This is a genomic window from Paenibacillus terrae HPL-003 (genome assembly GCF_000235585.1).
In the GTDB taxonomy this organism is placed as follows: Bacteria; Bacillota; Bacilli; order Paenibacillales; family Paenibacillaceae; genus Paenibacillus; species Paenibacillus terrae_B.
Genome location: NC_016641.1, coordinates 4,343,824 through 4,357,491 on the forward strand (window position 1 = coordinate 4,343,824; position 13,668 = coordinate 4,357,491).

The window sequence follows — 13,668 nt, forward strand, 5'->3', positions numbered from 1 at the left end:
TGATACAATAAAATAGTTACACTAGGGGAGCCGCCCATGCGGCTGAGACGGAATAAACGGATTTCGGACCCTTTGCACCTGATCTGGGTTATGCCAGCGTAGGGAAGTGAGCGCCGTACAAACGAGGTAACGAAATCTTTACTTTGTTTGTACGTGGGACGATATACGTATACGGATATAATGATCCGTTTGGTTATTGGACGTACGTTAAACCACTTCCTTTGGGAAGTGGTTTTTTTGCGTGTTCGTTCGTGTTCATATGCTCGTATTCATATACCGTACCCCTTCATTTTTTTGCTGGTAAACGTGGTTAGTCCATACCGTATAGCACGATATGAGACTGTAAAGATACAGGGTCAGCTTACAACCATTTAGTCCATTGTGAGGTGAGAATGAGATCGAATTGCACGTAATTACGATGGAAGGCGATTCCGATGCATATGCACATACTGCCCAAGTGGCTGCTGCTATTCATCCGTATGTTCATTATATACACGTACGCTTGAAGCAGAAGGGCGCATTAGAATTGCTTGCTTTGACCCGCAGTATGGTAAATCTGGGAGTTCCTTTACAGAAAATTGCAGTAAATGATCGTGTGGATGTTGCTTTGCTTACCTCCGTTGGAGCTATCCAGCTACCGGCTAACGGATTACCTGTTGCGGCAGTCAAAAGTTTACTTTCAGAAGGTACGCGCTGCGGGGTGTCAGTGCACTCTTTGGAGGAGGCACAGGCTGCCGAATGGGCAGGAGCGCATTATGTACTCTATGGTCATGTGTATGAGACTCATTGTAAGCCTGGTGTTACTCCGCGAGGTATAGCACAGCTTAAGCGCATAAGCAGGTTGGTGAGCATCCCTGTGATTGCTCTAGGCGGCATACAACCACGCCATATTCCCGAGCTGTATACTGCGGGTGCAAGCGGAATTGCGGTGAGGTCCGGCATCTGGGAGGCTGAGTCCCCTGTTGCGGCTGTGATGGCGTACAGGCGAATGGCAGATCGGGTAGCTCACAGACTGCACTGGTGAAACGAAAGTAGGAGATCGCTGCAAGCAGAATCGTAAAGTGAGGGGAGAGATGGAACATATGACAGAGATAAAAACAGAGGCACCAGCTATTGGACACGCTGAATGCTTGGTCATTGGTGGAGGTGTCATCGGTAGCTCCATTGCTTATCATTTGGCCAAGGAGGGTCGCAGCACGATATTGCTGGAGCGATTCATTCCGGGTGAGGGAGCCTCAGGAGCTGCGGTTGGGATGTTGGCAGCAGAGAGTGAAGAATTCACCGATCCGGAATTGGCACAGTTCGCTCGCACAAGCCGGGATGCATTTCCGGAGCTGGTTCGTGATCTGGAACGTTTCTCCGGTGTTTCGGTAGAATTCCGGACAGAAGGATTTGTGACTCCCTTCCGGTCGGAAGCAGAGGCGCAAAGACGCTGGCATGCGGCTATTGCGCGAGAAGATGACCTTCCTGTATGGTGGGATGCCAGAGAATTGGCCCGCCGAATTCCAGGTTTGGATGGTCAAGCGATCGGGGCTATATACCGATCAAAGGAGACACAGATTTCTCCTGCTCAGCTTTGCTGTGCTTATACGGGGGCAGCTACGGTGCTGGGAGCAACAATATGGTCTGGTACACAGGCGGAGCAACTTGTAGTACAGCATGGGCGGGTTTGTGGCGTACAAACAGACAGTGGCTTTTTTTCCTGCGATCAGGTCATTATTGCTGGAGGATTGGATAGTATGCGACTGCTGGAGCAGGTTGGTTTTGAATATCCGCTTTATCCGGTCAAGGGTGAGGCTGTTGCCATCTCCTTGAAGGATCATCCTTTGGAATATACCATTTACGCCGATGATATTTACCTAGTGCCCAAGCAGAACAACGAGCTTTGGATTGGAGCGACAAGTCTGCCGTATCAAGATGACAAAGAGGTGACCATTGTAAGCCTGGAGGGGCTGTTGGCCCGTGCTTCTGCCTGGTTGCCTCGCGTCCGTGAAGCTTCTTTTATACGTACTTGGGCGGGCTTGCGTCCGCAGGCAGTAGCGGGGCGTCCTTGTATTGGGCCTGTTCCCGGCGTAGAAGGAGTATATGCCGCGGTCGGGCACTACCGGAACGGCGTGTTGCTGAGTGAAGCTACCGGGCGTGTGATAGCAGCTCTGTTAAAAGGGGTTGGTATGGCTGAGCTTGGAATAAGCGGCTTTTCTCCTGAACGCATAAAGGAGGCGAGCAAATGAAGCTGACGATCAACGGTCAGAACATGACCTTTTCCAATCGGATTATTCATGTGGATCAACTGCTGAAAGAGCTGGATCTGAAAGTGAAAACGGTAGTGGTGGAGCTGAATCGTCACATATTGACTCGTGAAGATCATGATGAAGCGGTACTGAAGGATGGAGATAGCTTGGAAATTGTACATTTTGTAGGAGGTGGTTAATGATGTTAACGATTGGTAAAGCATCTTTTACATCAAGGCTGTTATTGGGTACAGGAAAATTCCCCGATCTGAATATTCAATCCAAAGCTGTGGAAGCTGCGGAGACCGAAATATTAACATTTGCCGTGCGAAGATTAAATTTGGAGGAACGGGATAAGCAACATTTTCTGGATACACTGGATTTGAGTCGTTATGCGCTGCTTCCCAATACGGCAGGAGCGACAACGGCGGATGAGGCAGTGCGTATCGCTAAGCTGGCGAGAGCCTCAGGTCTGTGCGATATGATTAAGGTGGAGGTCATTGGGGATAGCAAGACATTGCTGCCTGATCCCTTTGAAACGCTCAAGGCTAGTGAAAAACTGCTGGAGGAAGGTTTTATCGTGCTGCCTTACATATCGGATGATGTGATTCTGGCCAAAAGGCTGCAAAAGCTTGGCGTACATGCTGTTATGCCTGGAGCTTCACCCATTGGAACAGGACGCGGCCTGCTAAACCCGTTCTCATTGGAATTAATTATTGAACAAGCGGAGGTTCCAGTTATCGTCGATGCTGGCATTCGCTCACCTGGAGATGCAGCAATGGCGATGCAACTGGGGGCAGATGCTGTTTTGTTGAATACAGCTGTGTCAGGAGCCCAGGACCCCGTGAAAATGGCTGAGGCGATGAAGCTAGCTGTTCGCGCGGGCAGATATGGTTTTGAGGCGGGCCTGATTCCTGTAAAACGTTATGCCTCTGCAAGCAGCCCGACAGAAGGTTTGGTTCAGGCATGAAGGCGACTGAAAAAGCTGGTGTACAAGTACAACAAAATGATCGTTATTCCAGACAGGAAAGATTCACTCCTTTCGGGTCGGAAGGACAACGCCGACTGGCTTCGTCCCACGTATTAATCATAGGTGCTGGAGCGCTGGGAACCGGGATTGCGGAAACGCTCGTTCGCGGAGGCGTAGGCACCGTGACCATCGCAGACCGGGATTATGTGGAATGGAGTAACTTGCAGCGCCAGCAACTTTTTCAGGAGAGTGACGCCGTAGCGAGGTGTCCCAAAGCGGTAGCTGCCCAGCGAAGATTAAAGGAAATCAATTCGGAAACGACCATACATGCACATGTACTGGATGTGGGGGTAGAGGAATTGGAGGAGCTGATTCAGGGAGTAGACCTCATTATGGATGCCACCGACAACTTTGATACCCGGCTACTAATGAACGATATGGCACAAAAGCATCGCATTCCCTGGATTTATGGGGGATGTGTTGGCAGCTATGGGGTAACGTATACTATTTTACCAGGGAAAACGCCTTGTCTTCATTGTCTGCTTGGAGCTGTACCGTTCGGCGGTGAAACCTGCGATACCATAGGGATCATTCCACAGGCGGTGCAGATGGTTACAGCCAACCAGACCACGGAAGCCTTCAAGTTACTCGGCGGATATCGTGATGATCTCAGGGGAAAGCTGCTTTCGTTTGATCTGTGGCGAAATGAGTACGTAGCGATAACAGTGGATAGCGTCAAAAAAACGGATTGTCCTTCTTGCGGCAGCCACCCCACGTATCCGTATTTGTCAGCAGCCCATCGCCAGAAAACAGATGTGCTGTGCGGTCGGGATACCGTTCAAATTAGACCAGCAGAGCCGATACAGGTGAATCTTAAAGAAACAGCAGACAGGCTGGCTTCTTTGGGAGAGGGAGCAGTGGAGCGAAATCCGTTTTTGGTTTCATTTAGTGTAGGGACGCACCGTTTAGTTATTTTTGCAGATGGGAGAGCGTTAATACACGGAACGAAAGACGTCACAGAAGCAAGGAAAATCTATCACCGTTATTTAGGCTAAACCGTAAAAGCAGGAAGTCTTCCTTCGCGGAATGATTTCACTGCTTTTTTGTTACAATATAATAAATAGGTTCGAATCGTTTGTATCAAATACGTCTGTATCCATATTGGAGTCCTATGTCCAATCACAGGTGGGTGAGAAGAATGAACCCGTTAATTTTACTCGTGGATGGGAATGAAGCATCTGCTACTACGTATACACGTCATTTGGAGCAGGAAAGCTATCAGGTGGTTAACGCCCGCAATATAGCAGAGGGAAAGTCTTTTTTAGACGAGAATTCTGTGAATTTGCTGCTTCTGAATATGGATAATGAGCAGTCTGATACGCAAGGCTTGATCCGTACCATGCAACAAAATAATCCCACTGTTCCAGTATTCGTAATGACCTCATCAGACGATGAGAGCCATATTGTTTCCTGTTTTGAGCAAGGAGCACATGATGTGATTGTCCAACCCTTTTCCCCTAGAGTGTTTCAAGCCAGAGTGGCTAATTTACTGCGGATCTTTGGTACTGCACGTGATGTGAAAAGGCCGATACAGGCGGGTGATTTACATATTGATAGTGGAAGCAGGCTGGTAAGCAGAGGCGGGCAGAAGCTGGAATTAACTCCGAAGGAATTTGATCTTTTGCTTCACCTGGCTATACATCTTAATCAGGTTTGCAGCAGACAGCAAATTTTGAAGGATGTTTGGAAGCATGATTATATTGTAGATACGAACGTAGTGGACGTGTATATCAGGCATTTGAGAGTGAAGGTAGACAAAGGGCAAAGATTCAAAATGATTCGCACGGAGCGAGGCATCGGCTATTCACTCAGAACACCCCCGGAAGCAGAGTAGTATAGTATTGGAAAATATAAAAAAGCCGAGACCCTGTGTCCCAGCTTGAATACGTTAATCAGATGAATGCTACAGCACGCGGCGTGCTTTGATGTATGTTCTTTTCCAGTTGCCGGAATTCAAATCGGAAATTGTAACGCCCGGTTTACCGTATGTGTGTAAAATTTTACCTCCGCCTGCATAGACCGCTACATGTGTAATGTTGCTGCCTGTGGCGCGACTACCGCTCGAAAAGAACACAAGGTCACCCTTTTTCAGATTGGACTTGGATACGGCATGTCCAACATTCGATTGTGCAACAGAGGTACGAGGCAAGTTAACGCCGTATTTCTGAAATATGTGCTTCATGAAGGAAGAGCAATCAAAATTGCGTGTAGTGCTTGTGGAAGCACCAAATTTGTAAGGGGTCCCCATATAGTTTTCACCGTAGTTAATTATTTTTTGACCTACAGAAGTAGTAGCGGTGGCAGCTTGAGCCGTATTTATTCCCTCTAATGCAAACGTTCCAAAGCCGATGGTCGCTGCCATTCCTGTGATAATTGCCTTTTTTATGATATTATGCATGTTCATGTTGTAAGTACCTCCAGAAATTGATTTGTGCAATATTTAGCTGAGTTGCTAACTAACTGACAGCGTTGAGTATAACAGCTTTAAAGTCGCCTAATAGTTGGAAAAACACGCTCAAATGCTTGAGGGACAAGGCTTAAACGCCAATTATTAAAAAACGATTAAAAATTACAATTTGTAAAAAATATCGAATTTCAAAAATCGGGATACATATAAAACCCTTGATTATCAAGGGTTTCAAACGAAAAAGAATCTTTTTCGATGGTTACAATAATGTCATAATTAATCTTTGCTTTGGATAACAAGCAGCAGCCCGCTTTCAATGGAAATTGTCCCTTTTGGAGCGATCAGCTTGTTACTGACACCGCGTGATTGTCCCATTTTAAGTGTGGCATTATGCAGTGGATACATAAATCCATCCAGCTCTATACCGGTTACTTCGGCAGTCATAGGAACCAGCGATGTATATGTATAGCCCATAGGCTCAATCTCCAGCGTTGATCCAGTGAGTTCAATATAGTTATGGGCGTCCATAATGGCACAGCTTATATGATGCTGCATCGCACGTACCAATACTTGAATATTAGCCAGAGTATGATCCATCCTTGTGCCTGTAACGCCAAGCATAAGCACATACTCTGCCTGCTCATCCATGGCAATTTCCAGAGCAAGCTCTGTATCAGTCAGGTCCTTGAGCACCGGATCGCACGAAAGCATACGTTTACTTGCGGATTCAATCCGTGACTTTTCCTCAGGTGTTACTGAATCAAAGTCTCCTACAGATACGTGTGGCGTAATGCCGTGTTCGATCAGGAAAAGGGCACCTTTATCTGCACCAATAATGAAATCCCCGGGTTGTATTTGTTGTAGATCTTCCTCGCCAAGACGACCGCCGGAAAATACAATGGCACGCTTCTTCGTCATATCCAACATCCTTTCTTCTGCCATACGTCTACATAGCTCATCAGCTTTTAAGTATAACGCGTTAAATATGGCTTGCACAATTTTGGAGGGCATAGCTACAATGGAACAGGAAAAAGGAATTGTAATGTGTAATTTAGGAAGGAGAGCGAAATGATTAACGTTTTGTTTGTATGTTTGGGTAATATTTGCCGTTCCCCTATGGGGGAGGCGGTACTGAGACATAAAGCGCAGGAACGGGGACTAGGTGCGAAAATTCGGGTAGACTCGGCAGGAACAGGAGACTGGCATATCGGAAATCCTCCGCATGAGGGAACGTTAAACCAGCTCAAGCTGCACGGAATTAGTAAACAAGGTTTACAGGCGCGACAGATAAAAGGACATGATTTTGAAGCGTTTGATTATATTGTGTGTATGGATGATTCCAATGAACAAAACATGCGCAAACTCGCGGGCGGAGCGGAGGCTGACATTTTAAAATTCATGGACCTGCTGCCACAAGAAAAGCTGAGAGAGGTTCCGGACCCATATTTTACCGGAAATTTTGAAGAAACATACCGATTAATGGATGCGGGTTGCAATGCCTTGCTGGACAAAATCATAGAAGAAAAGCTATAATGTGAACGACAGAAGACGGCAAAAAATGCCGTTTTTCGTTCCAATTTTGAAAGCGCATCCAACGTGTGGGGAAATTAAAGAGGAAAGAGCATGACGACCTAATTTGGTCAACAAATGCCCAATCCCCGGTAATCTCTGTAGCTTTGGAAAAGCTTCACTCAGGAGCGATCTAAAAAATACATTAGCGCGCCAGGCAGCTCATTTTGCCAAAAGCCCCATAAATGCTTGCCATCCTTTTCTCGATAGGAAACCTCAGCGTTCCGTTCGCGCAGCAAATCTGCGCATTGGCGGTTAAGTTCTACAAAATTGTAAATGCCGGTGTCGCTTTCAAACGCATCTTCTTGAAGACCAACCGTCATCCACACCCGCAGATGGGACAGATCACGCTCACGAGCGATAATATCTTGTGAAGCTTCATAGTAAGCACCGGACAGGCTGATAATACGATTGAACAGTTGGGGATATAGCAAGGCCAAATGCAGAGACACGCTACCTCCTAGTGAATCTCCAGCCAGAATCCGGGACGATGCATCTCTTCTTATAGGATACTTCTGTTCTACATAGGGAATAATCTCTTCTGCAAAACAGGCGGTGTACGCCTCAAAGCGATTGCCGAAGGGAGCATACTCCTGAGTTCTGATTTTCGTGTTGACTTCAACGCCGACGATGATGAAAGGCTCAACGCCTTCGTCCAGAATGAGACGGTTTGCCTGTGTTGCTATGCGGCCAAAATTGAAAAATTCCTCTCCGTCCTGACAGTACACGACCGGGTAGCTCAAAATTTCATTATAGCCGGGGGGTAAATAAATACGGAGTGTTCTGGTTTCGCCAAGAAAGCGGCTGTTTATTTCGTCTTTTAAGATGGTTCGTTTCAAATACCGGGAATCCGTCATTATTTGTCACCTTTCTGGGGTATAATTTTGCATTCGGGATCACAATAAGTTAAGATTACCCTGATTGCAATAGATGTTTAAAATTTCAATCATGTACTAAGCTGTTATAGTAAAAAACGTCCCCTGTTACACACACAAAAATGTGGCAGACGTAAAAAAAATAACTAAATCTTTGACGCAAGCAATATAACAGGTGTATAATAATCCTATAACAGCGGAACTTGATATTCAAATTTTTTTGTTGAGGTGAAGAAAATGAGCAAGGTTCCTTATGAAGTGTACACAGAGGAAGTTGAGGCTCTGTCCGTGCTTTCTCCGGATGGTGAAATTATCAATAAAGATAAATTGCCTAAACTTACAGATGATCAGTTGAAAGAAATTATGTATCGTATGGTATTTACACGTACTTGGGATGATCGTGCCGTTAACTTGGGTCGTCAAGGACGTCTCGGCTTCTACGCTCCGGTATCCGGACAAGAAGCAACAATGATTGGTAGTGAATACGCACTCCAAAAAGAAGACTTTATTGCCCCAGGCTACCGCGATATTCCGCAAATCGTTTGGCATGGCCTACCATTATATCAAGCATTCCTGTATTCCCGTGGTCATCAACACGGCGGCCAAGTGCCGGACGGTGTTAATGTATTGATGCCGCAAATCATCATCGGCGCGCAAATTTTGCACGCTATGGGTATTGCAATGGGATTCAAACTGAAAAAACAAAAACAAGTCGCCATTACATATACAGGTGACGGTGGTTCTTCCGAAGGTGACTTCTACGAAGGCCTGAACTACGCTGGTGTATACAAGTTGCCAGTTATTTTCTTTGTGCAAAACAATGGCTACGCAATCACAACTCCATTTTCGAAGCAAACGGCTGCTCTTTCGATCGCTCACAAAGCGGTTGCTGCCGGTATCAAAGGCGTGAAAATCGACGGAATGGACGTACTCGCAGTTATCAAGGCTGTTCAAGAAGCTGCTGAACGCGGACGTAACGGCGAAGGTGCTACACTGATTGAAGCGGTAACATACCGTTTCCGCCCGCATTCCCTGTCTGATGATGCAAGTAAGTATCGTTCGAAAGAAGAAGAAGGCGAATGGAATGCGAAAGATCCGATTGCCCGTTTTGCGAAATATCTTGAGAAAAAAGGGCTTTGGACTGAAGAAGATACAGCACGCGTAAAAGAAGAAGCTAAAGCGAAAGTGAACGAAGAGATCAAAAAAGCCGAGAAAACAGAAAAAATGACCATTTCCGGCCTGATCGACAGCATGTTCGAATCTACGCCTAAGCATCTGGAAGAACAAAAAGCTGATTTTAAATAATTGAGCTTGAACTAAATCAGAGAGACCGGGCGGCATCCCGATCCGGTCTGTCTTTTCAATTGGACCTGAACTGAAACTGATCTGTCAATGTTTAAGGAGGAAATGAAGCAAATGGCACAAATGAACATGAAAGAAGCGATTCGTGACGCACTGCGCGTAGAGTTGAAACGCGACCCTAACGTCCTGCTTTTCGGTGAAGATGTAGGTCATGTAGGCGGTGTATTCCGCGCAACAGAAGGTCTGCAAAAAGAGTTTGGCGAAGAACGTGTATTTGATACTCCGTTGGCGGAATCCGCAATCGGGGGTCTTGCTGTGGGTCTGGGTGTCCAAGGATTCCGCCCTGTAGCTGAAATCCAGTTCGTAGGATTTATCTTTGAAGCACTCGACCAAATGGCGATCCAGGCATCCCGTATGCGCTACCGTTCCGGTGGACGTTACAATTCTCCAATCGTATTCCGTACGCCTTTTGGCGGCGGGGTTAAAGCTGCTGAGCTGCATACAGATTCCCTGGAAGGACTCCTGGCTCAAACACCAGGTATCAAGGTTGTTGTTCCTTCCAATCCTTATGATGCAAAAGGTCTGATGATCGCGGCTATTCGCGATAACGATCCAGTATTTTTCATGGAGCATTTGAACTTGTACCATGCATTCCGCGCTGAAGTTCCTGAGGATGATTACACAGTTGAGCTGGGTAAAGCGAACGTAGTTCGTGAAGGTTCCGATGTTACAATCATTACTTATGGTTTGATGGTACACACTTCTGTCAAAGCTGCTGATGAACTGGAAAAAACAAAAGGTATTAAAGTCGAAATTATTGACCTGCGTACCGTTAGCCCAATTGACATTGATACAATCGTGGCTTCCATTCAAAAAACAAATCGTGCCATCGTTGTTCAAGAAGCGCAAAAGAGCTCCGGCGTAGCTGCTGAAGTGATTGCACAAATTAACGAAAAAGCAATTCTGCATCTGGAAGCACCAGTTCTGCGTGTGGCAGGTCCGGACACCGTTTATCCTTTTGCTCAAATTGAAGATACTTGGTTGCCAACGCCAACACGTATCATTGATGCGGTTAATAAAGTACTGGAATTTTAATTGAAGCACACCGTAAATTTGGGAGGTTTTAAACGTGGCTAAATTTGAATATAAATTCCCGGAGCTGGGTGAAGGTCTTCACGAAGGCGAAATCATCAAGATGCACATCAAGCCCGGCGACAAAGTAACAGATGAAGATATCATCATGGAAGTACAAAACGACAAGGCTGTAGTTGAAGTTCCATGTCCGGTCAATGGTACGGTTCAAGAAGTATTTGCCAAAGACGGAGACGTCTTTAACATAGGTCAAGTCGTGGCTGTAATCGATGCAGAAGGTGAACTTCCTGAACAGGAAGAAGCACCGGAAGCGCCAGCTGCTAGCTCTGAGCCAAGTGCTGCTGCACAAGGCGGAGCTGCAGGTACAGCTAGATTTGAATATAAATTCCCAGAGCTGGGTGAAGGTCTTCACGAAGGCGAAATCATCAAGATGCACATCAAGCCTGGCGACAAAGTAACAGATGAAGATATCATCATGGAAGTACAAAACGACAAGGCTGTAGTTGAAGTTCCATGTCCGGTCAATGGTACGGTTCAAGAAGTATTTGCCAAAGACGGAGACATCTTTAACGTAGGTCAAGTTGTGGCAGTAATTGCTGCAGAGGGTGAGCTTCCTGAACAAGAAGAAGCACCGGCTGCCACTAAACAAGAACAGGATGCTGCACAAGGCGGAGCTAACACAAAACAAGCTGCAGCTCCTGCTGCAACAAACAAAGACGTGCTGGCAACTCCTAGCGTACGCAAATTTGCACGTGAGCAAGGTGTAAACATCGCTCAAGTGAGTGGCTCCGGCAAAAATGGTAAAATCACTAAAGAAGATGTAGAAGCTTTCAAAAATGGTGGAGGCCAAGCGGCTGCACCAGCAGCGAAAGAAACTGCAAAAGTACAAGAGCCAGCTAAAAAAGAAGCGAAAGCAGCAGCGCCATCCGCACCAGCAGCAGATCCGCGTGCTGAGGAAGATCGCGTACCATTTAAAGGTATCCGCAAAGCGATTGCCAATGCTATGGTTAAATCGGCTTACACAGCTCCACACGTTACGATTATGGACGAAGTGGACGTAACCGAGCTGGTTGCTTTCCGTACTCGTATGAAACCAATCGCTGAGAAGAAAGGCACGAAAGTAACATACCTGCCATTCATCGTAAAAGCATTGGTTGCAGCTTCCCGTCAATTCCCGGCTCTGAATGCCTCGATCGACGAAGAAGCCAACGAAATCGTCTACAAAAAGTACTACAACATCGGTATTGCCACAGATACAGACAATGGTCTGATCGTTCCTGTAATTAAAGATGCTGACCGTAAGAGCATCTGGATGATCGCTGATTCCATTCGTGATCTGGCTGTACGCGGTCGTGATGGTAAACTGGCTGCCAATGAGATGAGAGGAAGCACAATTTCTATCTCTAACATCGGTTCCGCAGGCGGTATGTTCTTTACTCCAATCATCAACTTCCCTGAAGTTGCAATCTTGGGAACTGGCCGTATCAGTGAGAAAGCAGTCGTGAAAAACGGTGAAATTGTTGCCGCTCCTGTAATGGCTCTTTCCTTGAGCTTTGACCACCGTATTATTGACGGTGCAACTGCTCAAAACTTCATGAACTATATCAAACAGCTGCTCGCTAACCCTGAGTTGCTTGTTATGGAGGTGTAATCAATGGTAGTAGGAGACGCTTCTCTGGATATTGACACATTGGTTATCGGTGCGGGTCCTGGCGGCTATGTAGCTGCTATCCGTGCTGCACAATTGGGACAAAGCGTATTGATCGTTGACCAATCGGAGCTGGGCGGTGTCTGTCTGAACCGTGGATGTATTCCTTCCAAAGCTTTGATCTCTGCAGCTCATCAATATGAAGCTGCCCAACACGGCGAGTCTTTCGGTATTACGGCTGAGAATGTAAAAGTTGACTTTGCTAAAACGCAAGAATTCAAAAACAGTGTTGTTAAGAAAATGACTGGCGGCGTAAGCGGTCTGCTCAAAGGCAATAAAGTTGAAGTTTTCAATGGTGAGTGCATGTTCATCAACGAAAACGAAGCGCGTGTATTCAACGAACATGAATCACCTCGCTACCGTTTTAAAAATGCGATTATCGCAACAGGTTCCCGTCCAATCGAATTGAAGCCATTCCCATTTGGCGGACGTATTCTGTCTTCTACAGAAGCGTTGAACCTGCCTGAAATTCCGAAAAGCCTGATCGTAATCGGCGGTGGATACATTGGTGCAGAGCTTGGGCAAATGTACTCCAAATTCGGTTCCAAAGTAACGATCATTGAAGGTATGGATACTGTTCTTCCTGGCTTCGACAAGGATATGACTTCGATCGTTGCGAAGAGCATGAAGAAAACCGGTATTGAAATCTTCACTGGCGCTAAAGCGGAAAGTGCAGAGCAAACAGATAAAGACGTAACGGTGAAATTCTCCGTTAACGGCGAAAGCAAAGAAGTAACTGCTGATTACCTGCTTGTGACCGTTGGACGTCGTCCAAACACAGACGGTGAACTGGGTCTGGATATGATCGGTGTAGAACTGGATGAGCGTGGACTGGTGAAAGTTGACCACCAAGGACGCACTAGCATTCCTCATATCTTTGCAATCGGCGATATCGTTGCTGGTCTTGCTCTGGCTCACAAAGCTTCTTACGAAGGTAAAGTGGCTGCTGAAGCGATCGCAGGCGAACCGTCTGTAGTAGACTACAAATGTATTCCGGCTGTTGTTTTCACAGATCCAGAATGCTCCAGCGTAGGCTACACTGAGTCACAAGCCAAAGAAAAAGGCCACAATGTCAAAGTTGGCAAGTTCTCTTATGGAGCAAACGGTCGTGCCGTTTCCCTGAACTCTACTGAAGGCTTTGTTAAAATCGTAGCTGATGCAGATACAGGTCTGGTACTGGGTACGCAAATCGTAGGTCTGGAAGCTTCCAACCTTATTGCTGAGCTGGGTCTGGCGATTGAAATGGGTGCTACACTCGAAGATATCTCCTTGACTATTCATGCTCACCCTACATTGGGCGAAATCGTTATGGAAGCAGCGGAAGTCGTGCTGGGTCATCCGATCCATGCATTGGCGCCACGTCGCTAATACCAATTCATTATCTCGTTTTTGGTTTTCATACATGGAAAGAGAGGCAAGGAGCGCTATATCTGCGTTCTTTGTCTCTTTTTCCA

General features: G+C 46.4%; 14 protein-coding genes and 1 riboswitch. Of the genes, 11 read left to right on the forward strand and 3 right to left on the reverse strand.

The window, feature by feature from the left end:
• The first annotated feature begins 13 nt into the window (after positions 1-13).
• A riboswitch (TPP riboswitch) is annotated at positions 14-122 on the forward strand.
• A gap of 296 nt (positions 123-418) precedes the next feature.
• The 6 genes from HPL003_RS19620 to HPL003_RS19645 all read left to right on the forward strand — a co-directional run bounded on the left by HPL003_RS19620 (position 419) and on the right by HPL003_RS19645 (position 5,095).
• Positions 419-1,024: a DUF561 domain-containing protein gene (locus tag HPL003_RS19620; protein ID WP_043922452.1), complete on the forward strand. Its 606-nt coding sequence runs from the start codon at positions 419-421 to the stop codon at positions 1,022-1,024.
• 58 nt (positions 1,025-1,082) lie between these two features.
• Positions 1,083-2,231 carry a glycine oxidase ThiO gene (gene thiO / locus HPL003_RS19625; protein WP_014281482.1) on the forward strand — a complete coding sequence of 383 codons (1,149 nt, stop codon included), beginning with the start codon at positions 1,083-1,085 and terminating at the stop codon, positions 2,229-2,231.
• Positions 2,228-2,431 carry a sulfur carrier protein ThiS gene (thiS, locus tag HPL003_RS19630; RefSeq protein WP_014281483.1) on the forward strand — a complete coding sequence of 68 codons (204 nt, stop codon included), beginning with the start codon at positions 2,228-2,230 and terminating at the stop codon, positions 2,429-2,431. The genes thiO and thiS overlap by 4 nt, the downstream gene beginning before the upstream one ends.
• Before the next feature lie 2 nt (positions 2,432-2,433).
• On the forward strand, positions 2,434-3,201 hold the full coding sequence (locus HPL003_RS19635) for a thiazole synthase (protein WP_014281484.1): 768 nt from the start codon (positions 2,434-2,436) through the stop codon (positions 3,199-3,201).
• A complete protein-coding gene (locus tag HPL003_RS19640; RefSeq protein WP_014281485.1) occupies positions 3,198-4,256 on the forward strand; it encodes a ThiF family adenylyltransferase in 1,059 nt (352 codons plus the stop codon). Before HPL003_RS19635 ends, HPL003_RS19640 begins: the two co-directional genes overlap by 4 nt.
• Positions 4,257-4,399: 143 nt before the next feature.
• Positions 4,400-5,095, forward strand: a complete 696-nt coding sequence (locus tag HPL003_RS19645) for a response regulator transcription factor (RefSeq protein WP_014281486.1) — start codon at positions 4,400-4,402, stop codon at positions 5,093-5,095.
• Between the two features lie 69 nt (positions 5,096-5,164).
• Here the strand turns inward: HPL003_RS19645 and HPL003_RS19650 are convergent, their stop codons facing one another.
• On the reverse strand, positions 5,165-5,665 hold the full coding sequence (locus tag HPL003_RS19650) for a C40 family peptidase (RefSeq protein ID WP_014281487.1): 501 nt from the start codon (positions 5,663-5,665) through the stop codon (positions 5,165-5,167).
• Between the two features lie 279 nt (positions 5,666-5,944).
• Positions 5,945-6,586, reverse strand: coding sequence for a thiamine diphosphokinase (locus tag HPL003_RS19655; protein ID WP_043922453.1), 642 nt, complete (start codon positions 6,584-6,586; stop codon positions 5,945-5,947).
• Positions 6,587-6,736: 150 nt separating this feature from the next.
• Here HPL003_RS19655 and HPL003_RS19660 point away from each other — a divergent pair, with 150 nt between their 5' ends.
• Positions 6,737-7,201 carry a low molecular weight protein-tyrosine-phosphatase gene (locus HPL003_RS19660; RefSeq protein WP_014281489.1) on the forward strand — a complete coding sequence of 155 codons (465 nt, stop codon included), beginning with the start codon at positions 6,737-6,739 and terminating at the stop codon, positions 7,199-7,201.
• A gap of 158 nt (positions 7,202-7,359) precedes the next feature.
• Here HPL003_RS19660 and HPL003_RS19665 read toward each other — a convergent pair whose 3' ends face one another.
• Positions 7,360-8,094, reverse strand: coding sequence for an alpha/beta hydrolase (locus HPL003_RS19665; protein ID WP_014281490.1), 735 nt, complete (start codon positions 8,092-8,094; stop codon positions 7,360-7,362).
• A 255-nt stretch (positions 8,095-8,349) separates the two neighbouring features.
• Here HPL003_RS19665 and pdhA point away from each other — a divergent pair, with 255 nt between their 5' ends.
• From pdhA to lpdA, 4 genes are all read left to right on the forward strand, one after another.
• On the forward strand, positions 8,350-9,417 hold the full coding sequence (gene pdhA / locus HPL003_RS19670; protein WP_014281491.1) for a pyruvate dehydrogenase (acetyl-transferring) E1 component subunit alpha: 1,068 nt from the start codon (positions 8,350-8,352) through the stop codon (positions 9,415-9,417).
• 111 nt (positions 9,418-9,528) lie between these two features.
• Positions 9,529-10,509, forward strand: a complete 981-nt coding sequence (locus tag HPL003_RS19675; RefSeq protein ID WP_014281492.1) for an alpha-ketoacid dehydrogenase subunit beta — start codon at positions 9,529-9,531, stop codon at positions 10,507-10,509.
• A gap of 34 nt (positions 10,510-10,543) precedes the next feature.
• Positions 10,544-12,157 (forward strand): 2-oxo acid dehydrogenase subunit E2, encoded by a 1,614-nt coding sequence (locus HPL003_RS19680; protein WP_014281493.1) that lies wholly within the window; start codon positions 10,544-10,546, stop codon positions 12,155-12,157.
• Positions 12,158-12,160: 3 nt separating this feature from the next.
• Positions 12,161-13,582 (forward strand): dihydrolipoyl dehydrogenase, encoded by a 1,422-nt coding sequence (gene lpdA / locus HPL003_RS19685; RefSeq protein WP_014281494.1) that lies wholly within the window; start codon positions 12,161-12,163, stop codon positions 13,580-13,582.
• The last annotated feature ends 86 nt before the right edge of the window (positions 13,583-13,668 follow it).